Genomic DNA, 25513 nt, shown 5'->3' with positions numbered 1-25513 from the left:
CGGATCCGCTGCTGACGGGCGGCCTGCTTGTCCGTGGTTGCCCGACCATGGCCGTCCGCGCACTGTAATGCCCGAGTAACGGCGTCTGTCTAGTGTCCGGAGTCCCCCGTTCCATTCCTGGAGGAGCTCCCCCGATGCACCTGTCCCCACCGCCGCGGCGTGGCCGCGCCGTCTGGGCGGCGGCCGCCTTCACGGTGACCGCTCTGCTGACCGCGCCGCTTCCCGCGGCCGCCGCAGCCGATACCGCGCCGTCCCCCAAGGTCGACTCCGCGCTGCTGAACGCCGTTGACGGCGGCGGCCAGGCGTCCTTCTTCGTCGTCCTCAAGGACCAGGCGGACCTGTCAGCCGCCAAGAAGAAGAACTCCCACGCCGCAAAGGCGAAGTCCGCGTACAGCGAGCTGCGCGCCCACGCGAAGACCAGCCAGAAGTCGCTGAACACCTTCCTCGACAAGAAGAAGGTCGGCCACCAGGACTACTGGATCGCGAACGCCGTCCAGGTCACCGGTGACCAGGCACTGGTCGATCAGCTGGCGAAGCGTTCGGATGTCGCCCGTATCGTCAAGGAGCAGACCTACAAGCTCGACGAGACGGAGAGCAACGTCTCCCCCGCGACGTCGGTCAGCGGCGCTTCGGTTGCTGACGACGGCACCCCGGAGTGGGGTGTGAAGGACATCAAGGCCGATCAGGTGTGGTCGCAGTACCAGGACCGCGGTGAGGGCATCGTCATCGCGAACGTCGACTCCGGCGTCCAGTACAACCACCCGGATCTCGTGGCGAACTACCGGGGCAACAACGGCGACGGGTCCTTCTCCCACGACTACAACTTCTACGACCCGTCGGGCAACTGCCCCTCGGACGGCACCCCGTGCGACAACAACGGCCACGGCACCCACACCATGGGCACCATGGTCGGCAAGGGCGGCGTCGGTGTCGCACCGAACGCCAAGTGGATCGCCGCCAAGGGCTGCGAGAGCGACGAGTGCTCCGACCAGAACCTTCTCAAGGCCGGTCAGTGGATCCTCGCCCCGACCGACCACACCGGGCAGAACCCCCGCCCGGAGCTGGCACCGAACATCGTGAACAACTCCTGGGGCGGCGGGGACACCACCTTCTACCAGGACATCGTCGAGGCCTGGAACTCCGCCGGGATCTTCGAGGCGTTCGCCGCGGGCAACGACGGTGACGGAGCGACCTGCTCCACCGCCCACGCCCCCGGCTCGCAGGCACCCGCCTACGGTGTCGGCGCCTACGACGTGAACGGCGCGATAGCCAACTTCTCCGGCTTCGGCCCCTCGCTCGTCGACAACTCGATGAAGCCGAACATCTCGGCCCCGGGCGTCGACGTCCGTTCCACCTGGCCCGGTTCGACGTACATGGTCGAGTCCGGTACGTCGATGGCGACCCCGCATGTCGCGGGCGCCGTGGCCCTGTTGTGGTCGGCCGCACCCTCCCTGATCGGGAAGATCGACGAGACCCGCGCACTGCTGAACCAGGGTGCGTCCGACGTCGATGACACGCACTGCGGCGGTACCGCAGGCATGAACAACGTGTGGGGCGAGGGCAAGCTCGACATCCTCTCCTCCATCGACAAAGCCCCGCACATCGCGGCCACCATCACCGGCACCGCCACGGACAAGGCCACCGGCACCGCGCTGGCCGGTGTCACCGTCAGCGCCACCACCGGTGGCACCACCCGCTCGGTGACCACCGCCGACAACGGCACCTACCGGCTGACCCTGGCCGCCGGAACGTACGACTTCTCGTTCGGCGGCTACGGCTACTCCACCGACACCCTCGACAGTGTCACCGTCACCGAGAGCCAGTCCCTCACCCAGGACATCGCCCTGGACGCCGTGCCGCTGCACGCCGTGACCGGCACCGTCCTGGACGTCACGGGCAAGCCGCTTGCCAAGGCCACCGTCACCGTCGAGGGCACCCCCGTCCCGGCCGTCAAGACGGACACGGCCGGGCACTTCACCCTCCCGAAGGTCTCGGAGGGCGCGTTCACGATCACGACCACACCGGCTGTCCCGGTGCTGTGCAACGGCGTGGACAACACCAAGCTGACCATTGACGCCGACAAGACGATGAACGTGCGCCTCCCGGCCCGTTCGGACGCCTCGGGCAACAGCTGCACCCCGGGCACGTACGCCTGGATCGCCGGTTCGACGAAGGTCGCCCTGTCCGGTGACGAGGACGCGAAGAACGTCACGCTGCCCTTCCCCGTGAAGTTCTACGGCGTTTCCTACAACAGCGCCGCCGTCACCACGAACGGCCTGATCAACTTCCTGGCCCCGCGCGTCGGTGACTATGTCAACACCGCCCTGCCCGCTGCCGCGAAGCCCGACGGTATCGTCGCGCCGCTCTGGGACGACCTGATGCTCGACAAGAAGTCCAGCGTGCAGACCGCCACCACCGGCAAGACCGGCAAGCGCACCTTCGCGGTGGTCTGGAACAACATGCTGTTCGCGGACGGCGGCACGAACCGCGCCACGTTCGAGGCCGTCTTCGACGAGGCGACCGGTGCGATCACGTTCCAGTACAAGACCGTCCCGGGCAACGGCGGCAAGGCCACCGTCGGCATCGAGAACCAGACCGGCACCGACGCCCTCCAGTACTCATTCAACCAGACGGTACTGACCAACGGTTCCGCCATCCGCATCGCGCAGGGAGCCAAGTAATGAGAACCCACACCTCAAGGCGCGCCCTGCGCCTGGCCTCCACCCTGGTGGCCGCCGGCCTCGCCCTCACCGCGGCCCCGCACGCACTCGCCGCGACCGGCGACGACGGCTCCGCGATGAAGCTCACGAGCCAGCAGGCCGACAAGCTCGCCTCGCACATGGGCGTCGACGTCTACGGCGACAACCTGAAGCCCATCAACGCCGGTGACAGCGACGGCGACGAAGATGCCCCGGTCTCCGGACTCGACGCGGCCGGGACCGATGCCTCCGCCCCGGTCACCTTCACCAACACCTCCGCCCTGGAGGGTGTGCGCGGTATCGGTGCGACGGTCCCCGCGGGCTCGGACGGCAGCTACTTCACCGTCCACAGCCTCGGCAACGTCCAGCTCCACAAGGCGGACGGCACCACCGCGTGGACCCGCAGCAACCAGTCCCTCTACACCGACTGGCAGGCCAAGCCGCTCCGCGTGTGGCAGGTCGAGCCCTACCCGGCACACATCGTCATGGGCTACAGCGCGGTCAGCCCGTTCACGCCCGCCTCGGACCAGGGCTTCGACACCGGTGACCTCACCGGCGACGGCACGGCCGACCTCGTCTTCTCCGCGAGCGTCGGTTCCGCACCCTACCGGCCGATCACCTCGCCCGGTTCGTCGCTGCCCACGGGTACGTTCGTGACCGTCCTGGACGGCAAGACCGGCAAGATGCTCTGGTCGAAGCTGTACTCGTACGCCACCGGCGTCAAGCTCGTCGAGGGCACCCTCCTCGTCGGCAACGCCCCGACGTACAACGTCAACGCCCCCGCAGGCGAGACGGCCACCCTCACCGGCACCCGCTTCTCCTACGCCGACGGCGCACTGACGCCCACCACCACGTGGACGTACGACACCAAGAGCACCGAGGCAACCTGGGGTGCGCTGGAGTCCGCCGGCGCCGGCAAGGCCGCGGTCTCCTGGGACCTGCAGAAGACCGCCACCACGCCGAGCAGCAGCCGCACCCTCGTACTCGATGTGACGGACGGGTCCGTCGGCTGGCACACCGACAGCACTCTCTACAGCCGCCAGCTGCACCTGGACACCACCCGCAACCGGCTGGTCGCCCTGGAACAGGCCGACCCCACCGACGGCGTCCGCTACGAGATCGTCTCCTACGCCGTGGGCACCGGCGCCCGCGCCACCCTCGACAACCGTTCCAACGCCGTTCCGACCGCCATGACCATCGGCGACCTCAAGGGCACCAAGAAGACCGAGTACGCGGTCGCGGAATCCGCCTTCGACTCCAACCTCTACGTCAACGCGAGCACCGTCCGCGTCCTCGATGGCACCAGCCCCGACACAGCCCTGTGGTCACACACCACCAAGCGGAACGCCGACAACCCCGAGGACGGTGCCAGCACCTGGCGCCTGGACATCGTGGACGGCAGCCTGGCCGCCTCCTCGCAGAACGACAGCGGCATGGACACCGCCGAAAACGCCGGTGGCGGCGGCAGGGCCGACCTGACGGTGTTCAACGGCAAGGGCGCCGTGCGCTGGCAGCACCGGGACAACACCGCGTCGCCGATGTTCCAGCAGGTCTTCAGCGACAAGAGCGGGCAGCACGTCCGGGTCATCGACCAAGAACAGAATGTCCGCACCTTCGACCTCGCGAAGGGCGCCGAGCAGAACCTGACGCCGCTCCAGGGCGATCTGTCCTTCGCCCAGGCCCTCGACGTCGACGGCGACAAGAAGCAGGACGTCGTCGCCGGCGGCACCTCGCACGGCGTCTGGGCCTACTCCGGTACCTCGCTTCTGACCGGCAAGCCCAAGAAGCTGTGGCAGGCCACCGTCGCCGGCCAGGTCCACGCCATCGCGACCGGCGACGTCACCGGCGACAGCAAGCCCGAGATCATCGTCGCGGCGGACACCGCCACCACCGTCCTCGACAGCCGCACCGGCAAGACGCTGACCACCATCGACGGCGGAGGCGCGTTCGTCCGCTCCGTCACCGTCGCCGACGTGAACGGCACGGGCAAGGACGAGATCCTCGTCCCGACCGACGCCCTGCGCGTCTACAACGGCAACGGCAAGAAGCTGTGGCAGTACGCGGCCCCCGCCGACGCCGGAGATGTCGTCTTCTCCGACACCACCACCGCCGACGGGCGCGTCTACACCCAGTACACCAGCGTCGGTGCGATCAACCTCGACACCGCCTCGGCCGATGGCGTCGCGCTCAACGGCAAGAACGGCAACGTCCGCTGGACCGCCTCGCCCAAGGCCCCGGCCCAGGCCGTCGACGGAAAGATCCACGGCGCGCTCCTCGACCACGCCGTCTTCGCCTCCCCGGACATCCCCTATGCCGACGGCCACGCAGTCGTCTACACGTGGATCGTGGAGGCCGTGCCGGACTTCGACTCGACCTCTGCCGCGTCCGCGTTCGTCGTCGCGGAAATCCGTGACGGGCGCACCGGTGAGCTGCTGCACCAGAAGGTCACCGGCAGCCCCTGGTCGCACGGCAACTTCTTCACCGGTGACGCGGACGACGGCCTGCTCTCCACCAGCTTCGGCACCATCCGCGTCTTCGGCGCCGACGGCCAGGACGGCAAGGGCTCAGTGTCCGCGCCACTGCGCACCACCCAGTTCATCACCGGTCCCGGCGGCCGGAAGCTGCTGGCCGGCGGCGTCGAGGGTGGTGTGGGGGCATGGGATCCCGCGATCCTCACCAGCGGGGACTCCTTCAGCAGCGCCGTCGGCTCCGGCAACGCCTCGGGCGGCCGCAACTACCTCGCGGCCGACCTCGACGGTGACGGAGCACAGGAGATGATCTCCCTCAACTTCAACACCACCGGCTACGACCGGATGGCGGAGGAGCTGGGCGGGCGCGTCCTCAGCCCGGACAACAACATCCACCAGATGACAACGTTCAAGCTGTCCTGACCCCACCCGGCTGATCGCCGGGAAGCCACGCAGAGAACCCCCTGGGCAGGGCCCAGGGGGTTCTCTGCGTGCCGAGGGCGGGCGACTGCCTGCGCTCCACAGATCCTCTACCCCCACACGGCGCCGCCGACTACAGTAATTCGCAACTCTTGCTCAATATATGGAACCAACAGAGATGAGGCGCGCCGTGCACACGGTCACCTTCCTGACCATCGGTCAGGCCCCCCGCCCGGACCTGTCCGACGCAATCGAGGCGCACCTGCCGGCGACCGCACGCATACGGCACGCCGGGGTGCTCGACGGTCTCACCCGCCGGGAGACCGAGCTCCGCTTCGGGGCGACGGAAGGACGCGCGACCCTTCTGAGCCGCCTGGCCGACGGAAGTCCCGTGACCTTGGACGCGGACACCGTCGGCGCCGCGCTTCAGTCCCGTATCGATCAGGTGGAGGAGGCGGGCGCCGACGTCGTGGTGCTCCTGTGTACCGGCGAGTTCCCCGGCCTGCGGACCCGGCGGGCGCGGCTCGTCGAGCCGGACGCCCTCGTCACGGGGTACGTCGGCACCGTCCTGCGGGGCAGCCGGGTCGGGTTCGTCGTCCCGCTGCCCGAGCAGGTCACCGAGGCGCGCGAGAAGTGGCGGACCGTCGTTCCGGACCCCGCGTTCACCACGGCGTCGCCGTACGCCGACAACGAGGCGGCCCTGCTCGCGGCGGCCTGCACCCATCTCGAGGCCGGCGCGGACGCCCTGATGCTCGACTGCATGGGGTACGGGGAACGGCACCGCCGGTCCCTGCGCGCGGCGGGCCTCACCGTGCCGATCCTGACGCCGGGCGCGCTGGTGGGAGCCGCCCTCGGGCCCCTGCTGGACTGAGGGCGCCTCAGCGGCCGGCGTCGGTCTCGACGTACCGCAGCCAGTACGGGTCGCCGATGCGCTTGCCGACGCGCAGGGCGGCGTCCCGTACCGACCGGCCGAAGCGGGCCGCGTTCCCGTCGTGCAGCTCGGGCGCGGGCAGCGCGACTCCGATGCCGAAGATCTGTCCCGTGTCGCTGTCGAGTACGGCCGCGGAGACGCCGGCGACGTTCGGAACGTACTCGCCGCGCGAGGACTCCCAGCCGTCGGCACGCACCCTGGCCAGGCAGGAGGTCAGCTCACCGGGGGTGCGCGGCGCCGAGCCCGTGCTCTGCTCCAGGCGCGCGTCGACGAGGCGCAGCACCTGCGCGTCGTCCAGGCGGGCCAGCAGGGCCCGCCCCATGGAGCTGGCGTAGGCCGGTGCCCGGGTGCCGGCCGGGGTGTACGCCTGGAGGGCACCGGTCGTGCCGAGCCGCATGTGGAGCACGAGCGACTCGGGCCCGTCGAGCACGTCCACGTACCCGGTGTACCCGATGTCGGCGACCAGCCTGGCCACCTCCTCCTCCAGGAGGGAGGCCGTGCTGCGGGAGGCACGGAAGTGGTACGAGGCCTCCATGACGAGGACGCCGGGGCGGTAGGCGCGGCTCGTCGGGTCGCGGTCGAGGAAGCCGTAGTCGGCCATCATGCTGAGCGTCCGTGAGACGGAGCTCTTGGGCAGGTCGAGCGCCCCCGCGACATCCGTCACGGTCAGATCGCGCTGCAGACGCGCCATCAACTGCAGGACATCGCGCGCGTTGGCGAGTGTGCTCACCGTTCTCCCGCCTCCCCCGAGCTCCCCCGAGTCGTGTCGTCCGATCGTAAAGGGCGCCCGGGCGTGCTCCTGACCGCCCCTCGTCCGTGGCTCCGGACCGCCCACATTCCGAGAATCCGGGCTCAGCCCTTGACGGCGGAATGAGCCATGTGGATGATCCAGGGAGATCCAGATACTCAGATGCTGTTCCATATTTTAGAACTTCCCCAGGCGACTGACAAGCGCCCACCCGCACGGGAGTACCGAAGACCCATGAGCACTGACGCCTCTCCCCAGGCCGAGACCTCGCACCCCGCGAGTGCGGACCCGCGCCATCCCCGCGCCCTCGCCCCCGGCAATCTGATCCTCACCGTGGTGCTCAGCGTGTTCGGGGCGATCGTGGGCGTACAGCTGCTCGCCACGCTCGGCGTCACCCCGAGCACCTCGCTGATCGGCGCCCTGGCCGCGATGACGCTGGCCCGCGTACCGCTCGTCATGTTCCGCGGCTTCCGTTCGGTGCATGCCCAGAACCTCGCGCAGACCAGCATCTCCTCGGCCACGTTCGGCGCCGCGAACAGCCTGTTCCTGCCGATCGGGATCCCGTTCCTGTTCGGGATGGACGACATGATCATCCCGATGCTGATCGGGGTCGCCGCCGCGATGCTCGTCGATGCCTGGCTGCTCTACCGGATGTACGACACCCCGGCCTTCCCCGCGAAGAACCCCTGGCCGCCCGGGCTCGCCGCCGCCCAGGCCATCAAGGCGGGCGACGAGGGCGGCCGGCGTGCCAAGGTCCTCGGCCTCGGTCTGCTGACCGGTCTGGTCGGCGCCGCGTTCACACTGCCGATGTCGGCGTTCGGCGTGGCCCTGATCGGCGGTCTCGGCGCCATGGCCGCCTTCGGCGTGGGCCTGCTGTTCAACCAGTACGCCGACCCGCTGTTCGGCCTCGACCTGGGGTCCATGTACCTGCCCCACGGCATGATGATGGGGGCGGGCCTCGTCGCCCTCGTCCAGGTCGGCCGCACCATCTTCCAGGCCCGGCGCACCCCGGCGGGCGACGCCCGCGCGACCGGACCGGCCGGCGCGCCGGAAGGCGCCCGACGTCTGGGGCGCTCCATGCGGCTGGGCTTCGGTGCCTACCTCGTGATCTCGGTCCTGCTGGCGTTCGGTACCGGTGCCGCCACGCACATGAGCCCGGGCATGCTGATCGGCTTCCTCCTGTACGCGTCCGTCGCCGCGTTCCTGCACGAACTGCTCGTCGGCATCGCGTCGATGCACTCCGGCTGGTTCCCCGCCTTCGCGATCGCCCTGATCACGCTGCTGCTCGGCATCCTCATCGGCTTCCCGCCCGAGGCGCTCGTCGTCCTGTCCGGCTTCACCGCCGCGACCGGTCCGGCCTTCGCCGACATGGGCTACGACCTGAAGGCGGGCTATCTGCTGCGCGGCGAGAACGCCGACCCGGCCTTCGAGCTGGAGGGCCGCCGTCAGCAGCTGATCGCCGCGATGATCGGCTTCGGCGTCGCCATCGTCGTCGTCCTCGTGTCGTACCGGATGTTCTTCGACAACGGGCAGACCGCCCCGATCGACGCCGCGTACGTCGCCGCGATCAAGGCGGGTCCGTCCGGTGAGACCGCCCGGGACCTCGCCCTGTGGGCGATCCCCGGCGCGCTCGTGCAGCTGATCGGCGGCCCGAAGCGCCAGCTCGGCATCCTGCTGGCGACCGGGCTGCTGATCACCACACCGATGGCCGGCTGGATGGTCGCCGCCGGCGTCGCCGTGCGTGTCCTCGCCCCGCGCGTCCTCGGCCCGAAGGCCAAGGACGACCTGGAGGTCTTCGCCGGCGGCGCGATCGCCGGTGACGCCCTCTACTCGTTCGGCAACGGCGTGTTCAAGGCCGCCAAGTAGGCCAAGCAGCCGCGCCCCCGTACCTCCTCTCGCACCCCTGTACAGAACCACCCTGGGAGAACCCCGTGAAGCGACAGTTGACCCATGACGACATCCGCGCGGCCGTGTACGGCGGTGCCGTACTCGGCGGAGGCGGCGGCGGATTCGTCGAGCGGGGTCTGCGCACCGCCGAACTGGCCCTCCAGATCGGCATACCTGAGCTGTGGTCGGCCGACGAGTTCGCGGCCGACGACCTGACCGCGACGGTAGCCCTGGTCGGCGCCCCGGCGGCGCCCGACCCGCAGGTGCTGCCCACGCATCTGCTGCGTGCCCTGGAGCTGCTCCGCCGTGACCTGCCGCGCCCGCTCGTCGCGCTCCACACGAACGAGAACGGCGCCGAGACCACCATCAACGGCTGGTTCCACTCGGCCATGACCGGCCTGCCCGTCATCGACCTGGCCTGCAACGGCCGCGCCCACCCGTCCAGCGTGATGGGCGCGATGGGCCTGCACCAGGAGGAGAACTACCTCTCCACCCAGGGCTACGCGGGCGGCAAGCCGTACGCGTACGTCGAGGGCTCGGTCTCCGGCCGGCTGGAGGCCACGTCGAACGTGGTCCGGCGCGCCTCCGTCGAGTCGGGCGGCTGGGTGGGCGTGGCCCGCAACCCCGTCGAGGTCGGCTACGCGGTGCGCAACGGCGCGCCGGGCGCGATCGGTTTCGCCATCGAACTGGGCCGCCGTTTCCTGGCGGGTGGCGTGCTCGGCGCCGCCCAGCACCTCGGCGGTGAGATCGCCGTGACCGGCACGGTGCTCGAGTACCGGTGCGAGCAGCGGGAAGGCCTGGACGTCGGCGTCGCGGTCCTCGACGACGCGGCGGGCACCACCCTGTACATCGTCAACGAGTACATGGCGCTCGATGTCGCCGGTGTCCGCCGGGCGTCGTTCCCCGATCTGATCACGACGTTCGACGAGGCCGGGCAGCCGCTCGCCTCCGCCGACGTCGAGGTCGGCAAGCAGGTCAGCGTCTTGGTCGCCCCGGCCGAGAACCTCCTGCTCTCCCGGACGATGTACATGCCCGAGGTGTACGCGCCGGTGGAGGAGCTGCTCGGCATCGAGTTCGCCCCGGCGGCGAAGGCCCTCGCCGATGCCTGAGCAGGTTCCGGCCGGTGTCGCCGACGCCGGCCCCGTACGGGACTTCTGTGACGCCCAGTGGGAGACGGAGGTGCTCCCCCTCGTCCGGCAGCACATCAGCGTCCCGGCGGTCAGCCCCGCCTACGACCCGGACTGGGAGGCCCACGGCCACCTCGACCGGGCCGTCGACGCCGCGGCCGCGTGGCTGCGGAACGTGCCGCTGCCCGGCCTGCGGGTGGAGGTCCTGCGCGCGCCCGGACGCACACCGCTGATCTTCTTCGAGGTGCCGGGCGAGGGCACGCCTGCGCAGGAGACCGTTCTGTTCTACGGCCATCTCGACAAACAGCCCGAGGGCGACGGCTGGACCGAGGGCCGCACCGCCTGGGAACCGGTGTACGACGACCCCCGGCTGTACGGCCGAGGGGGCGCCGACGACGGGTACGCGCTGCCCGCGTCGGTGACCGCGGTGCGGGCGCTGGCCGAGCAGGGCGCGGCCCGGCCGCGCTGCGTCGGCGTGTTCGAGGCCGGTGAGGAGTCGGGCAGCCCCGACCTCGACCACTGGTTCGCCCTGCTCGCGCCGCGCATCGGCGAGGTGGGCCTGGTGGTCTGCCTGGACTCCGGGGCGGGCGACTACGAACGGCTGTGGCTGGTCACGTCGTTGCGCGGGGCCTGCGGCGGGACGCTCGACGTGCGGGTCCTCGGCGACGGCGCGCACTCCGGGGACGCGGGCGGCGTGGTGCCGTCGTCGTTCCGGGTGCTGCGGCGGTTGCTGGACCGGCTGGAGGACGGGGCGACGGGTTCGCTGCGCCCGGACGTTCTGCACTGCGAGGTGCCGGACGAGCGCCGCGCCCAGACACGTGAGGCGGCGGCGCTGCTGGGCGAGCAGGTCTGGGGCCGCTTCGACTGGTACGGGAACGCGTCCCCGGTGACGCGCGACCCCGAGGAGCTTCTCCTCAACCGGGCCTGGCGCCCCAGTCTGGAGGTCACCGGAGCCGACGGCATTCCTCCGGTGGCGTCGGCGGGCAACGTACTGCGTCCGCACACGCGCGTGAAGGTCTCGTTGCGGCTGCCGCCCACGGTGGACAGCGCGGCGGCCCTCGCGGAGGTCGGCCGGATCCTCGAGGCGGACCCGCCGTACGGCACGTCGGTCCGGTTCACGCCCGACCGGGTCGTCGCCGACGGCTGGCACGCACCCGCCGAGCAGCCGTGGCTCCGGGCGGCACTGTCGGCGGCGAGCCGGGCCTGCTTCGACGGGGCGGACGTCGCCCGGATCGGTCAGGGCGGCACGATACCCCTGATGGGGAAGCTGACCCGGCAGTTCCCCGAGGCGCAGTTCCTGGCCTGCGGAGTGCTGGGCCCGGGCGCGAACGCCCACGGCCCGAACGAGTCCCTCCACGTCCCCTACGCGCGGCGCCTCACGTCGAGCCTGTCGCTGATCCTCAACGACTACGCCCTCCGGGCCCGGCACGAGGAACGCGCCTGCGCGGACTGAACGACGCGCGGCACCGGCCCCCGGCCGATGCGGCAGGGCCCGCCCCGGATTGCTTCCGGAGCGGGCCCGTTCGTGCCTGCGGACGTGCTGGGTCAGCTCGTCAGGTCAGGGCGCTGTGTCACCCGGATCGAGTTGACCAACGTCGTGCCGGTGACCGCCTTGAAGCCCACCTCCAGCCGGCCGTCGGTGACCTTGACCGTGAACGTCCTGGACAGCGCGGTCCGGGCGGCGCCCGACTCCAGGCGGACGTCCACGTCCGCGACCTTCTCCACGCCTTCGGCCGTGACGTCGAAGACACGCTGTCCCGGCTTCACGCCCGCCGGTTCGGCGAAGCCCAGCTCCACCTGGTAGACGCCGTTCGGCACGGCACCAAAGCGGTACTCGCTGACGCCTTCCCGGCCCGAGCGCAGCAGTTGCTGCTCCTGGGAACTGACGGCACCCGCGATGTCCTTACGGGTGTAGGTGAGGGCGGTGGTGTCGCCCACGTATCCGAACGCGCCCTCCGCGTAAGGCCGGTCCTGGGTCCAGGTGTCGCCGAGCGCGTCCACGGACGCGGTGTCCGCACCGACGTCCACACCCTTCTGGTAGGCGGGGACGACCAGCTTGACCGGCAACGAGAACGTCGGTGTCCGGGCGCTCTCGGACGTCACCACGAGGGTGCCGGAGTACACGGTGCCGGGCTTGGCCGCCGCCGTGTCGAACGTCAGCGTGACCTGCTGCTGAGCGCCCGCGCCGAGCGTGCCGGACGCCGGGGCGATCTTCAGCCAGGAGGCGCCGGACTTCTCCGCGACGGTGTACGCGGCGGACGAGCCGCCGTTGGTGAGGGTCAGGGTGCGCCGGCGCTGCTCGCCCGCCGGAACGACCAGTTGCCACCCGGAACCGTTGTCGGCCCGCACCGCGCCCGTGGTGAGGGCGGATTCGGTGCGCAGCGCGGACAGGTTGCCCAGTTCGGCCGTGCGGGTCGCCGTGGCGTAGTGCGGCGCCGTGACCGTGACCTTGTGGTCGGCGGCCGCGGTCACCGGGACCTGCGTCAGGTACGCGCCGTCGGCCCGGGTGGTCGCCGTGCCGACGCTCGTGCCGCCGCGGGCGACCGTGACGGTGGCGCCGGCGACCGGCTTGCCGTCGTTGGCGTCGGTCACCGTGCCGGAGACGACCGCGTGGCCCTCGGGCCGGAAGCGGATCGCCATGCCGTCGCGGACGGAGAGCTGGTTGAACGAGTACTGCAGCGCGTCGGTGCCGTCGTGGTTCTCGGCGCCGATGGTGGCACCGGTAGCCTGCTCGAAGCCCTTGGCGCTCGGGTCGATGCCCTTGTAGTGGAAGGTGTACGTGCCGTCCTCGCCGATCACGGCGGCGAAGCCGATGCGCTCGCTCGGGTCGCGGGCGATGAGCATGTCCCGCCATTCGACGACGTACTCACGGTGTGGGGCGGTGCCGCGTACCGCGGTGTAGATGCCGGAGGAGTCGTCCATGGCCAGCTGGTCCCAGAAGGGGGAGAGCGCACCGTTGGCGGGCGACTTGTTCGGCAGCTGGGTGTTGTCGGCCAGCCAGAGATAGCCGAAGATCACCTGTCCGTCGCGGGTGATCCACCCCTTGTCGTACGTGTGGCCGTACAGGGCGATGGGGAACGGCGCCGTCACGGCGGAGTACGCCGCGGACGGCTGCAGAAGGTCGAGCTTGGTCTCGCCGGTCGGGAACTCCGCGGACACCTGCTGGCACGTGGTCCCGAAGGCATCGCTGCGGGTGGCAAGGGCGACATCCTTGGCGGCTGTGCCCGTGGCCACATCGAGCGCGATGCCGATGGTAGCCGCGCAGTGGTTGAGCGGTGTCAGGCTGAGCTGGTAACTGCCCACGGGAAGTGTCAACTCGTACGTACCGTTGGCTGCGCTCGACGCGCGGACCGGGGTGCCCTGCACCTTGATCGCGACGTCCGCCTCGGTGCCGGAGTCGCTGCGCACGGTACCGGTGACGGTTCCGGTCGGGGCGGTGGCGAGCGCGGCGTCGTGGGTGGCGGAGCCGCCGTCGGTGACGGTGAGCGTGGCCGTGTCTGTGACGTAGCCGAACTTGGTCACGGTCGCCGTGTAGTCGCCGGAGACCAGGCGGGGGAAGGCGTACGTGCCGTCCTTCTTCGTGGTCAGGGTGGCGTGCGTGGGACCGGCCACGGAGACCTCGACGTCGGCGGCCCGCTCGCCGCCGATGGTGACGGTGCCGGTGAGGGCGCCGATGTGGTCGCGCGGGGCGGCGTTGACCGCGGCGTACGCGTCGAGCCGGCCTTCGCCGTACACGTTGTTGAAGGCCGTGGTGCCGCCACAGGTGGTGTCGTCGACGTCCGCCGCGGACTTGTTCAGCACCGCTTCGGTGGCGGGGACGTCACCGCGCAGCCCCGGTGCCGCCGACCAGAGCAGGGCGACGGTGGCCGCGGTGTGCGGTGAGGCCATCGACGTACCGGACTTGGCCGCGTAGCCGCCGCCGGGTACGGCCGAGCGGACGTTCACGCCGGGGGCCGCGATGTTCGGCTTGACCGTGCCGTCGACGCCGGGACCGCGCGAGGAGAAGGAAGCGATCTTGTTGTTGCTGTCGAAGGCGCCCGAGGCGTACGTGTTCGTATAGGCGCCCGGGGACCCGGCCGTGTCGCAGTAGGGTCCCGCATTGCCGTTGGAGAAGGCCGGGAAGATCCCGGCGTCCCGCCACGACTGGACCATTGCCTGGTACCAGGTGTCCAGGCTGTCGGCGCCCCAGGAGTTGTTGATGACGTCGGGGGCGAGATCGGGCCGCGGGTTCTGCCCGTCTGCGTCGGTCGGTGCGAGCATCCACTGCCCGGCGGAAAGCAGCGCCTCGCGCGGACAGTTCTCGGTGGTGCACGCCTTGGCGGCGATCCAGCGGGCACCGGGCGCGACCCCGATGGTGTTGGTGGTGCCGTCCTCGCCGGTCATGGTGCCCATGGTGTGGGTGCCGTGCCCCTGGTCGTCACAGGGCTGCGTCGTGCCGCACGTGCGGGTCGCGTCGAACCAGTTGTAGGCGTGGTCGTACGTGCCGTCGGCCTTCAGGCCCCGGTAGCCGGCCGCGAGTGCCGGGTGCTGGAAGTCGACTCCGGTGTCGATGCTGCCGATGACGACGCCCTCGCCACGTACGCCGTACTCGTTCCACACCTTGGGCGCGTTGATGCGGTCGACGTTCCACTCGATCCCGCCGACCTTGGCCTCGTTGGTGCCGTTCGCCGTCGGGGGCAGGGGAACGGTGTCATCGGCCTCAATGGACGCGACGTCGGGGCGGGCGGCGATCTTCGCGGCGAGGGCCTTGCTGCCGGTGACCTTGACCGTGTTGCTGATCCAGTACGACGTGTAGGACGCGTCGGCCTGCTTCAGCAGGGCCGTGAGTCCTTGCTGCGAGCTCTTGGCGTACGCGGTCTTCGCCTTCAGCACCGCACGGCCTTGGCCGGTCTTGGTGGGGGCCTTCCTCGCAGCCGAAGTGTCGGCCTGGGAGGCGAGCTGCACCCAGAACGAGACCTTGTCGTGCCGGGTGAAGTCCTTGAGCAGGGCGCTGTCCGCCTTGCTCTGCAAGGTGGTCGGCTGGACCGGTTCGGCGGCGACGGCCGGCAGGGCGCCCAGGAAGGGGGCGCCGAGGGTCGTGGCGAGCGCGGTGGTGAGCAGTCCTCGCCACCGGGGTGTTCTGTGTCGGTTCACGTCTGCTTTCCTCATGGGGATCAGCTGCTCAGGTCGGGACGCTGGGTGACGCGGATGGCGTTGACGAGGGTCTTCTCGGCGCCGGTGGCGACCAGCCGGACGTTCAGCTGGCCGTCGGTGACGGTGACCGTGAAGGACTTGGCCAGCGCCCGGTAGCTGCCGCCGGTCTCGGCGACGATGTCCAGGTCGGGCAGGCGGACGGAGCCCTCGGCGAGGACGTCGGTGAGGCGCTGTCCTGCCGGGACCTTGCCGACCTCGGCGAAGTCCAGTTCGATCTGGTAGGTGCCGTCCGGCACCTGGTCGAAGCGGTACTCGAGGGCACCCTCCCGGGCGGTGCGGAACAGCTTGTCGTCGGTGGTGTCCTCGATGGCGTTGGTGGTGCTCGTCTTCGAGGACTGGCCGACGAAGCCGTACGAGCCGGCGGTGTACTTCCGGTCCGGAGTCCAGCTGTCGGCGGCGGAGTCGGTGTACGCCTTGGCCCCGCCGGCGTCGATCGCCGTTCGGTAGCCGGGTACGGACACGGTCACCGGGATCTTGATCTCGGCGGCGCGGCCGCTGTCGGAGGCAACGACGAGGGTGCCCTTGAGGACGGTGCCGGGCGCGACGCCGCGCGTGTCGAAGGTGAGGACGACCTTCTGCTCACCGCCCTTCGCCATCCGGCCCTCGGCCGGAGCCGCGCCGAACCAGGTGGCGCCGCCCGTCTCGGTGACCGTGTAGCCGGTGTCGGAACCGGAGTTGGCGAGGGTGAGGGTGCGCTGTCTGCTCTGCTCGGCGGGGACGACGACGGTGGTCGCGGCCGCCGGGGTGGCGCTGACCTTTCCGGTGGCGAGCGCCGCGGTGAGCTGCTCGGTGGAGCCGGCCGCCAGGGCGAGGGTGCCGCTGTGGGACGTGTAGTGCCCGGCCGAGACGGTGACGTCGTAGTCGGTCTTGTCGCTGGTCACGGGTGTCTGCACCAGGTAGGTGCCGTCGGATCCGGTGGTTCCGGTGGCCACGGGTTCGCCGTCGTGGGCGACGGTGACAGTGGCTCCGGCGAGCGCCTTCTTGTCGTTGCCGTCGGTGACGGTGCCGGTCAGGGCGGCGCTGCGGGTGGGCGTGAACTCCACGGCCGTGCCATCGCTCACGGACACCTGGTTGAGGGAGTACTGCAGGGCGTCGGTGCCGTCCGCGTTCTCGGCGCCGATCGTGGCGCCAAGGCCGCGCGCGTAGTCGCCGCCGATGAGGTTGCGGTAGTGGAAGGAGTACGTGCCGTCCTCGCCGATCACCACGGAGAAGTCGAGCTTCTGGGTGCGCGCGGTGCTGGGCACCGCGTTGCGCCACTCCACGACGATCTCGCGGTGCGGGGCGGCACCACGAGACGACCAGTACATGTCGCCGGAGTCGGTGGCCAGCTGGAGGTTGTCCCAGAACGGGTAGAGCGAGCCGTTGGGGAATCCAGTGAAGGGCAGGTTCCGGTTGGCGCTGACATTGACGGACTGCTCGAAACTGAGGTAACCCTCGACGTTCGCCGCGGCCTGTGTGTACGTCTTGCCGTACAGCGCCACCGGGAACGGGAACTTGACCGTTGCGGAGCCGTCGTAGTCACTGCTGGTGCTGAGCTTGGTCGCACCGGACGGGAACGCGGTGTCGTGGGTGGTCCGGCACACGGTGCCGAACCGGTCGCCGCGGTTGGGCAGTGTGAGGTTCCTGCTGCCGTCGCCTTCGGAAACCTGGACACTGAACGATCCGCTCGTGGCACACCGGGAGACAGGAGTGATCGTCACCAGATATGTTCCGGCAGGCAGTTCGAGCCGGTACGTGCCATCGGCCGCGGTGGTGGTGCCGGTTTCGGCGGGGGCGCCCGCCACCTCGATCCTCGCACCGGCCTCGGGGCCGGACAGGGTGCTCACGGTGCCCGAGAGGGTGCCCGTGGGGGCCGTGGCGAGGCTCAGGTCGCGCGTGGTGGTGGCGTCCTCGGTGACCGTGACGGTGGACGCGGCAGGCGTGTAGCCGTACTTGGTGACCTTGACCCCGTAGTCGCCGACCATCAGTTTCGGCAGGCTGTACGTTCCGTCGGCGCGGGTGTCGGCGAGGGCGTTCATCGGGCCGTCGAGTTCCACGGTGGCGCCGGCCACGGGCGCGCCGTCGGAGGTGACCGTTCCGAGGAGACCACCGAGCGGGCCGCGGGGGACGGATGCGACGGCCTCGTAAGCGTCGAGCCGGCCCTCCCCGAACACGTTGTTGTTCTCGGCTGTGCCGCCGCACGTGATGTCGTCGACATCGTGAGCCGTGCGGTCGAGGAGGCGTTCGGTGGCCGCGACGTCGCCGCGGATCGCCGGGGATGCCGCCCACATCAGGGCGACGGTGGCGGCGGTGTGCGGTGAGGCCATCGACGTACCGGACATGACGGCGAATCCGCCACCGGGGGCGGCCGAACGGACATCGACGCCGGGGGCCGCGATGTCCGGCTTGACGGCGCCGTCCTCGCCCGTGCCCCGGGACGAGAAGTACGCGATGTCGCCGGCGCTGTCGAAGGCGCCGGTGGCGTAGCTGTTGGTGTAGGCGCCCGGGGAACCGGCGGTGGCGCAGTCGGGGCCGGCGTTGCCGTTGGAGAACGCCGGGAAGATCCCCGCGTCGGTCCACGCCTGGACCATGTCCTTGTACCAGGTGTCGATGATGTCGGCACCCCAGGAGTTGTTGACGACGTCGGGGGCCAGGTCCGGGCGCGGGTTGTCGCCGTTGCGGCCGGTGGGCGCGAGGATCCACTGGCCGGCGGCCATCAGTGCGTCCTGCTCGCAGCCGAGCGGGGTGCACGCCTTGGCGGCGATCCACTGGGCGCCCGGCGCGACACCGATCTTGTTGCCGTCGCGGTCGTCCCCGACCATGGTGCCCATGGTGTGGGTGCCGTGCCCGTGGTCGTCGCAGGGGGCGTCGCCCGGGCAGCTCGCGGTGGCGTCGAACCAGTTGTACTCGTGCTGGTACGTGCCGTCGGCCTTCAGACCGCGGTACTTGTTCATCAGCGTCGAGTGCTGGTAGTCGACGCCGGTGTCGATGTTGGCGACGACCGTGCCGCTTCCGTTGATGCCCAACTCGTCCCAGACCTTGGGCGCGTTGATGCTGTCGAGATTCCACTCGACGCCGTTGACCGTCGGTTCCTGCTCGGCGGGCAGTTCCTCGGGCAGCTGGAGGAGCTTGTCGGCCGCGATGGAGGCGACCTCCGGGCGGGCGGCGATCTTCGCGGCGAGCGCCTTGTCGCCCGTGACCTTGAGGGTGTTGCTGATCCAGTACGAGGTGGAGTGTGCACCCGCCTCCTTCACCAGGTCCTCGATGCCGGCCTGGGTGGTGGCGGCGTGCCGCTTCTTGGCCGCGATGAGGGCCTTGTCCCGGCCCACCCGGGTCTTCGCCCCCTTCGCGGCCGAGGTGTCGGCCTTGGAGCCGAGCTGCACCCAGAACGTCGTGGTGTCCTTCTTGTCCAGCTGCCGGACCACCTCGGTGTCGGCCTTGCCCAGCAGCTGGGCCGCGGGCGTCGGGGCCGGGTCCGCGGAGGCGGGCACCGCCGCGAGGAGCGGCACCCCCATGGCCAGGGTGAGCGCGGCGGCCAGCAGGCCTAGCCGTCGCGCGAGTTGCTGTCTCACGTACGCACTCTCTTTCCGAAGGGTTCTCTTGCAGGGCCGGCACGGGTGCGGGCCGGGCCCGGAGGCCGTCCGCACCCGTGCCGGGGTTCGGGGTCAGCCCAGGTCGGGCCGGTGGGTGACGCGGATCGTGTTGACGAGCGGCTGGTCGGAGGGGCTCGCGAACCGCAGGTTGAGCTGTCCGTCGCCGACGTGGACGGTGAACGTCCGGGCCAGCGCGCGGTAGGTGCCGCCCGCCTCCAGGGCGATGTCGACGTCCGGGAGTTCCTGGACGCCTTCGGCGAGGACGTCGAACACCCGCTTGCCGGGCTGGGTGTTGCTCAGCTCGGCGAATCCGAGCTCCACCTGGTACGCGCCGTTCGGGAGACCGTCGAAGCGGTACTCGTAGGCGCCCTTCGCGGCGCTGGAGTAGAGCGCCTGGTCGTCGGTGCCGGCGATGGACTTTCGGGTGGTGACGGTTCCGGTGCGGCCGAGATATCCGTACGAGCCTTCGGTATAGGCCCGGTCCGGGGCCCAGAGGTCACCGGCCGAGTCGGCCACCGGTCCCGCGGCGCCGGACCCCGCGTCGATCGCGGTGCGGTAGGCGGGCACGGCGACGGTGACGGGGATGTCGAGGACCGGCGCACGGCCGCTCTCGGACGCCACCCGCAGGATGCCGCGCAGGACGGAGCCGGGTGTGGCGTCCGAAGCGTCGAAGGTGACGGTCACCTTCTGCGTGGCGTCGGTGGCGAGCCGGCCGGCGGCCGGGTCGGCCGTCAGCCAGCCGGCACCGTCCTTCTCCGCGACGGTGTAGTCGGCGGCGAGTCCGGAGTTGGCGAGGGTGAAGGTGCGGGTGCGCTGCTCCCCCGCCGGGACGACGAGCTGCCAGCCGTCGTCGGGTGACGCGGTCACCCGGCCGGTGCGCAGGGCGCTGTCGGCGCGCGAGACCTCGGCGCCGCCGAGCGTCGCCGTGCGGGTGGCGGCCTCGTAGTGGGGTGCGTCGACGCGGATCTCGTACGCGCCCGCGTTCTTGACCGGAACCTGCACGAGGTACTGGCCGTCGGCGCCCGAGATGCCGGTGCCCACCGTCGCCCCGTCCCGGCTGACAGTCACACCGGCGCCGGCGAGGGCCTTGCCGTCGTTGGCGTCGGTGACCGTGCCGGCCAGGGACGCGGTCTTCCCGGGCCGGAAGGAGATGGTCATGCCGTCGCGCAGGGCAGTTTCGTTGCAGGAGTACTGGAAGGCGTCGGTGCCGTCGTGGTTCTCGGCTCCGACGGTGGCGCTGGAGCCGCGTTCGGCGGCGCCGTCCTCGATGTCCCTGTAGTGGAAGGTGTAGCCGCCGTCCTCGTTCATGACGGCTGCGAAGCTCACGCGCTGGGGCTTGTTGTCGCTCAGGATCATGTTGCGCCACTCGACGACGAGTTCACGATGCGGCGCGGTGCCCCGGAACGCGGTGTAGACGCCGGAGGAGGAGTCCATCAGGAAGTTGTCCCAGAACGGGTAGAGAGCGCCGTTCGGGGTGCCGGTGAACGGCAGTTCCTCGTTGATGCTGGTCGTGCTGCTGGGTCCGAAGGCGAGGACGCCCTCGACGGTGATGTTGGCCGCGGTGTACGTGTGGCCGTACAGGGCGACGGGGAACGGCAGATCGACAGGGGCGCTGCCCGCCGCCCCGCTGAGCGGCAGCTTGGTCTCACCGGTCGGGTAGGGGGCACCGGCGACGACCTGGCAGGTGGTGCCGTAACCGTCCGTGCGTACGGGCAGGTCGAGGTCCTTGCTGCTGGTGCCGTTCCCGACGGTGATCTGGAAGGCAACGGCCTTGGCGCACTTGTCGCCGGGTGTGACGGCCACCTGGTACGTGCCGACGGGCAGGTGGAGGGTGTACGCGCCGTCGTCGCCCGTCGTCAGGGAGACGGGTGTGTCGGACACCGCGAGTCCGGCGCCCGCCTCGGGACCGCCCTTGACGCGTACGGTGCCGGTCACCGTGCCGGTGGGCGCGGTCTTCAGGTCGGCGTTCCGGGTCACCGTGCCGTTGGCGACGACGGTGACGGCGGCTGTGTCGGTGAGGTAGCCGTACTGCGAGACGGACACGGTGTAGTCGCCGGCCATCGTCTTGCCGAGGGCGTAGGAGCCGTCGTCGGCGGTGCGGACGCTCGCCTGCATGGGACCGTCCAGGCGCACGGTCGCCCCGGCGAGGGGCTTGCCGTCGGCGGTGACGGTGCCGGTCAGCGCGCCGAGCGGGCCGCGCGGGGTGGACATCACGGCCGCGTAGGCGTCCAGCTTGCCCTCGCCCCAGACGTTGTTGTTGGCCGCGGTCCCCCCGCAGCTCGGGTCGAACGTGTCGACGGCCGTGCTGTCGAGCAGACGTTCCGTCTCGTCGACGTTGCCGCGGATGTCGGGCGAGGCGGACCACATCAGGGCGACGGTCGCGGCGGTGTGCGGAGCCGCCATCGACGTGCCGTTGAGGGACTGGTAACCACCGCCCGGCCAGGCGGAGCGGATGTCCACGCCCGGTGCGGCCAGGTTGGGCTTGATGCCGCTGCCCTCGCCGGCGCCGCGCGAGGAGAAGTCGGCGATGTCGCCGTTGCTGTCGAAGGCGCCGGAGGAGTAGGCGTTGTCGTAGCCGCCGGGCGAGCCGGTCGTCAGACAGTCCGGCCCGGCGTTGCCGTTGGAGAACGAGGCGAAGATGCCCGCGTCGCGCCAGGCCTGGACGGTGGCCTTGTACCAGAGGTCGAGTGCGGTGGTGCCCCAGGAGTTGTTGACGACGTCCGGGGCCAGGTCGGGTCGGGGGTTGGCGCCGGTCATGTCGGTCGGGGCGAGGATCCACTGTCCGGCGGCGAGCAGCGCGTCGCGCGGGCAGGCGTTGTTCTCACAGGCCTTGGCGGCGATCCAGGTCGCTCCGGGGGCGACACCGACGGCGTTGCCGGCGCCGTCGTCGCCGGCCATGGTGCCCATGGTGTGGGTGCCGTGCCCGTCGTTGTCGCACGGGCTGTCGCCGGTGCAGCCGTCCGAGGGGTCGAACCAGTTGTAGGCGTGGTCGTACGTGCCGTCGGCGCGGTGGCCCCGGTAGCTTCCGGCCAGGGCGGGGTGACGGTAGTCGACTCCGGAGTCGATGTTGGCGACGACGATGCCCTCGCCGTGCTTGCCGAGGTCGTTCCAGACCTTGGGGGCGCCGATCCGGTCGACGTTCCATTCCACGCCCTCGACGGTGTTCACCCGGCCGCCGGTGGTGGCGTGCGGGAGGACGAGCGGTTCGTCCTCCTCGATCGCGGTGACTTCGGAGCGTGCGGCGATCTTCCGGGCGAGGTCCTTGTCGCCGGTCACCTTGAGCGTGTTGGCGATCCAGTACGACGTGTAGGGCGCGCCGGCCTTCTTGAGCAGGGAGACGAGTGCGGTCTGGCTCCGGCCGGCTTCGGCCTTCTTGGCCGCGACGACGGCGCGGCCACGGTCGGCCTTCTTCTTCTCCTTGCGTGCGGCGGTGGTGTCGGCCTGCTCGCCGAGCTGGACCCAGAAGGTGACCCGGTCCTTGGCGTCGAGCTGAACGCGCACCGAACTGTCGGTCTTCTGTGCGTACGGGCTCGGCTCGGACGGGGCGGCGGCCGACGCGGGCAGCACCCCCATCAGTGGCAGGCTCATGACACCCGAGAGCAGGGCTGCGACGACGGCGCGCCGTCGTAGGGGGACTTGCCTCAACACGCACTCTCCTTCACAGGAAATCCGCACGAGGGCCGCGGCATGATCGCGCGGTGGTGACCACACAGCAGTATGGAAGCGGTACACCGCGTCACCGGGCTTGCAGGGCTGGCGAGTTGGCGACATGGCGCGCACTCGCCAACCGACCGTCCGGACGGGCACGGGAATGCCGCCGGGACGCCGGGTGCCCCCGGACGCGATGGCGTCCGGGGGCACCCGGCGGGGCGGGCCGCTCCCGTCAATTCACGGCGTACGCCCGGGTGATGGTCTGCTGCACCGAGTTGCCGTCGGCGTCCTCGGCGCCGATGCGCAACGACACGAAGCCGGAGCCCTTGGGGTGGTGGGTGGAGACGGTGAACCGGCCGTCGGCACCGCCGGTCACCCCCGCCCTGTGCCAGGTCGTTCCGTCGTCGTACGAGACGTCCGCCGTCAGCGTCCTGGCCCGCACGGGGCCTGTGGTGCCGGGCTCCTCGGTACGCACGGCGAAGCTGAACTTCTCGCCTGCGGGAGCACGGTTGAGCAGGTCCAGCGGCAGGTCGTAGTAGAGCTGCAGCAGTGGAAGCGGCGCGGTTCCGGAGGCAGGACGGGCCGAGGTGAACCGCCACTCCGAGTGTGTCTTCGTGGACAACTTCCAGTACTCGGCGGTGCGGGCACTGTCCATGACCAGGGTGTACTCGGTCGGCTCGGCGTACGGAGCGGGGAACGAGCCGGTGGCCGTGACGCGTTTCGCCAGCACCTCACCGTGCGCGGAGAGCTGGGTGGTGAACTTGTCGGTGACGTAGGAGTACACGCCGTCGTGCCCTGCCTGGGAGTCGGTCCAGGGAGTGATGGCCAGGTTCATCTGGGTGGCACCGCGTACCGGAACGTATTCGGGGTCGTTCTCGGGAACGGCCGGCCGGGCCACCTGCTTGAGCCAGTCCTCCTTGACGACCTGGCCGGGGCTGTAGTCGGTCATCGGGCCGCTGTAGTGGCTGCCCCATTCCTTGTCCAGATAGACGAGGTGACGCCACGTCACTCCGTTCGCCGACACCCATTCGGTGCGGTGGATCGGCGCGGGCAGGGGTCGCGGCGTGGTCCAGGAGGTGGCGATCACCTGGCCCGGCCGGTAGGCCCAGCGCAGGTCCTGGGCGGCGGGGTGCCCGGTCTGGGAGTGGTAGTCGGCCTCGACCCGGGCGGTGGTGGTCGTGTCGACCTTGAGCGCGGTGTCGTCGGGGATCTGCCCGTCCCACGGGAACAGCAGGTCGTACGCGTACCGGCTTTCGGCCTCCGCGGCGATCAGCAGGACCTGGTGTCCGGACGCGGCCTGCTGGGCCAGTGTCCGCCCAGGATCGGCGTCGAGCGTGAGAGCAGGCACCGGCAGGGTGGCCGTACCCGCCGAGGCGAGGTACCGGCCGGGCTCGGTGGTGAAGAGGATCACCGCCTTGGCTCCGGCCTTCGCCGCCGCCGTGACCTGGTCGGTGAGCGAGAGGTCCGCCGAGGCGCGGACCAGCGCGATCCTGCCGGACAGGTTCACTCCGGTGAGCTCGGCCGGCGAGGCGGTGCCGACCGGGACGACCCGGCGCAGCGAGACACCGTCCAGCTTCGGTGAGCCGACCACGTACTCCGGGCTGCGCACGGCTCCGTGTCCGACCGCGTCGATGCGGATCTCGGGGGTGTACATCACCCACTGGGTGAACAGGGTGAAGTTCTCGCGCGTGGTCTTCTCGGTCGGCAGCGCGTACACGTGGTCCACGTACTGGTCGAGCTGCGCGATCTGCGTCGCCGAGCGCGATCCGCTGGAGCGTTCGTACCCCACCATCAGGCCGCGGTGCTCGGCCGGGGTCGGTGTCTTGACCTTGATCTCCTTCGCGGCGGTGCCGTCGAGGGTGACCGTGCGGTCGCTGTCGACGACCATCTGCGGGTCACCGGCCAGCGTGAAGTCGATGACCTGCTTTCCCGCCTCGTCGAACCCGGCGAGGAAGCCCATCAGGCTGTACGTGCCCGGCTTCACGCGGAAGACCACGTCGCCCTTGGCGTTGAGGGGAAGCGTGGACAGGGCGCCGGTGTCCAGGTTGTAGAGGCTGACGTCGCTGTTGCGGTAGGCGAGCTGCCCTGCGTGGTTGACGGCGTGCACGGTGAGGGCGACCACCCGATCCTCCTTCACCAGGCCGAACTCGGTGTGCACGGTGGCCGATCCGTCTCGCGCGGTGGCGGTGAGCGTTCCGCTGATGCGGCCGCTCGGTCCGGCCGCGGGGTCTGCGGTGAGGCCGACCTCGGCCGTGCCGTGCGCCGGCACGGTGAGCCGTGCCGTGCGCCGGCGGACGGGGTCACCATCCCGGCGGGCAGCGGGGTGCCGAGGCCGTTGTCACCGCGCACGGACAGGTCGAGCGTCCGCGAGGTGTCGCCGTCGTTGCGGTAGGTCACGGTGCGGGCGACCGGCTCGTTCGCCGCGCCGTACTTGAAGAAGCCGAAACCGACGGAACCGGTCGCGAAGAGCGTCCGGGCCGTTGTCCGGCCGATGTCCACCCGACCCGCGCCCTGCTCGTATCCCGTGGCCCCCGCCACGGACTCGGAGGTCGACATCAGGGCGTCCTTCAGGCGCTGCGGCGACCAGTCGGGGTGCTCCTGGGCGAGGATCGCCGCCGCGCCCGACACGTGCGGGGTGGCCATGGAGGTGCCGCTGAGCGCCGTGTAGTGATCGTCGACGGTCTGGCCCTTTGAGGTACCGGCGGCGCGGGCCGCGACGATACCGACGCCGGGCGCGGCGATGTCGGGCTTGAGCGAGCCGTTGGTGAGCGGGCCCCGGCTGGAGAACGACGCGGCCGCGTCGTTCTCCAGCCGGGG

Annotated in this window: 12 protein-coding genes; 6 read left to right on the top strand and 6 right to left on the bottom strand. The window is 70.6% G+C overall.

Translation table 11 applies throughout. The annotated features are described in order from the left end of the window. Positions 1–134: 134 nt before the first annotated feature. From JGS39_RS04635 to JGS39_RS04625, 3 genes are all read left to right on the top strand, one after another. A complete protein-coding gene (locus JGS39_RS04635) occupies positions 135–2681 on the top strand; it encodes a S8 family serine peptidase (protein ID WP_219567421.1) in 2547 nt (848 codons plus the stop codon). Then, the gene (locus tag JGS39_RS04630) at positions 2681–5590 is read left to right on the top strand and encodes an FG-GAP-like repeat-containing protein (protein WP_219567420.1); all 2910 of its coding nucleotides are present in this window, start codon (positions 2681–2683) and stop codon (positions 5588–5590) included. The genes JGS39_RS04635 and JGS39_RS04630 overlap by 1 nt, the downstream gene beginning before the upstream one ends. Before the next feature lie 175 nt (positions 5591–5765). Continuing rightward, positions 5766–6458, top strand: a complete 693-nt coding sequence (locus JGS39_RS04625) for an AroM family protein (RefSeq protein ID WP_236062696.1) — start codon at positions 5766–5768, stop codon at positions 6456–6458. A gap of 7 nt (positions 6459–6465) precedes the next feature. On the opposite strand, the gene JGS39_RS04620 is transcribed toward JGS39_RS04625, so the two are convergent. After that, positions 6466–7248, bottom strand: coding sequence for an IclR family transcriptional regulator (locus JGS39_RS04620; protein WP_219567419.1), 783 nt, complete (start codon positions 7246–7248; stop codon positions 6466–6468). A gap of 252 nt (positions 7249–7500) precedes the next feature. Here JGS39_RS04620 and JGS39_RS04615 point away from each other — a divergent pair, with 252 nt between their 5' ends. From JGS39_RS04615 to JGS39_RS04605, 3 genes are all read left to right on the top strand, one after another. Then, the gene (locus JGS39_RS04615; RefSeq protein WP_219567418.1) at positions 7501–9132 is read left to right on the top strand and encodes an OPT/YSL family transporter; all 1632 of its coding nucleotides are present in this window, start codon (positions 7501–7503) and stop codon (positions 9130–9132) included. A gap of 65 nt (positions 9133–9197) precedes the next feature. After that, entirely contained in the window at positions 9198–10262 is a 1065-nt protein-coding gene (locus tag JGS39_RS04610) for an S-methyl thiohydantoin desulfurase domain-containing protein (protein ID WP_219567417.1), read from the top strand. Then, on the top strand, positions 10255–11733 hold the full coding sequence (locus JGS39_RS04605) for a M20/M25/M40 family metallo-hydrolase (RefSeq protein WP_219567416.1): 1479 nt from the start codon (positions 10255–10257) through the stop codon (positions 11731–11733). Before JGS39_RS04610 ends, JGS39_RS04605 begins: the two co-directional genes overlap by 8 nt. 92 nt (positions 11734–11825) lie before the next feature. Here the strand turns inward: JGS39_RS04605 and JGS39_RS04600 are convergent, their stop codons facing one another. The 5 genes from JGS39_RS04600 to JGS39_RS41385 form a co-directional block, all read right to left on the bottom strand. Continuing rightward, the gene (locus tag JGS39_RS04600) at positions 11826–15413 is read right to left on the bottom strand and encodes a S8 family serine peptidase (RefSeq protein ID WP_219567415.1); all 3588 of its coding nucleotides are present in this window, start codon (positions 15411–15413) and stop codon (positions 11826–11828) included. Positions 15414–15433: 20 nt separating this feature from the next. Beyond that, on the bottom strand, positions 15434–19024 hold the full coding sequence (locus JGS39_RS04595) for a S8 family serine peptidase (RefSeq protein WP_308120174.1): 3591 nt from the start codon (positions 19022–19024) through the stop codon (positions 15434–15436). Positions 19025–19117: 93 nt separating this feature from the next. Continuing rightward, positions 19118–22693, bottom strand: coding sequence for a S8 family serine peptidase (locus tag JGS39_RS04590; protein WP_308120173.1), 3576 nt, complete (start codon positions 22691–22693; stop codon positions 19118–19120). A gap of 235 nt (positions 22694–22928) precedes the next feature. Then, positions 22929–24854, bottom strand: coding sequence for a PA domain-containing protein (locus tag JGS39_RS04585; protein WP_219567414.1), 1926 nt, complete (start codon positions 24852–24854; stop codon positions 22929–22931). Further along, on the bottom strand, positions 24830–25513 hold a 684-nt coding region (locus tag JGS39_RS41385), incomplete at its 5' end, for a S8 family serine peptidase (protein ID WP_219567413.1). The genes JGS39_RS04585 and JGS39_RS41385, both read right to left, overlap by 25 nt.

This window comes from Streptomyces poriferorum, from assembly GCF_019399235.1.
GTDB classification, from domain to species: Bacteria; Actinomycetota; Actinomycetes; order Streptomycetales; family Streptomycetaceae; genus Streptomyces; species Streptomyces poriferorum.
The sequence above is the reverse complement of the archived record's forward strand: the minus strand, read 5'-3'. Positions and strand labels throughout refer to the sequence as shown.

Coding starts and splice junctions, on each gene's coding strand:
- JGS39_RS04635 (WP_219567421.1), top strand. CDS start 135: ATGCACCTGTCCCCACCGCCGCGGCGTGGCCGCGCCGTCTGGGCGGCG.
- JGS39_RS04630 (WP_219567420.1), top strand. CDS start 2,681: ATGAGAACCCACACCTCAAGGCGCGCCCTGCGCCTGGCCTCCACCCTG.
- JGS39_RS04625 (WP_236062696.1), top strand. CDS start 5,766: ATGAGGCGCGCCGTGCACACGGTCACCTTCCTGACCATCGGTCAGGCC.
- JGS39_RS04615 (WP_219567418.1), top strand. CDS start 7,501: ATGAGCACTGACGCCTCTCCCCAGGCCGAGACCTCGCACCCCGCGAGT.
- JGS39_RS04605 (WP_219567416.1), top strand. CDS start 10,255: ATGCCTGAGCAGGTTCCGGCCGGTGTCGCCGACGCCGGCCCCGTACGG.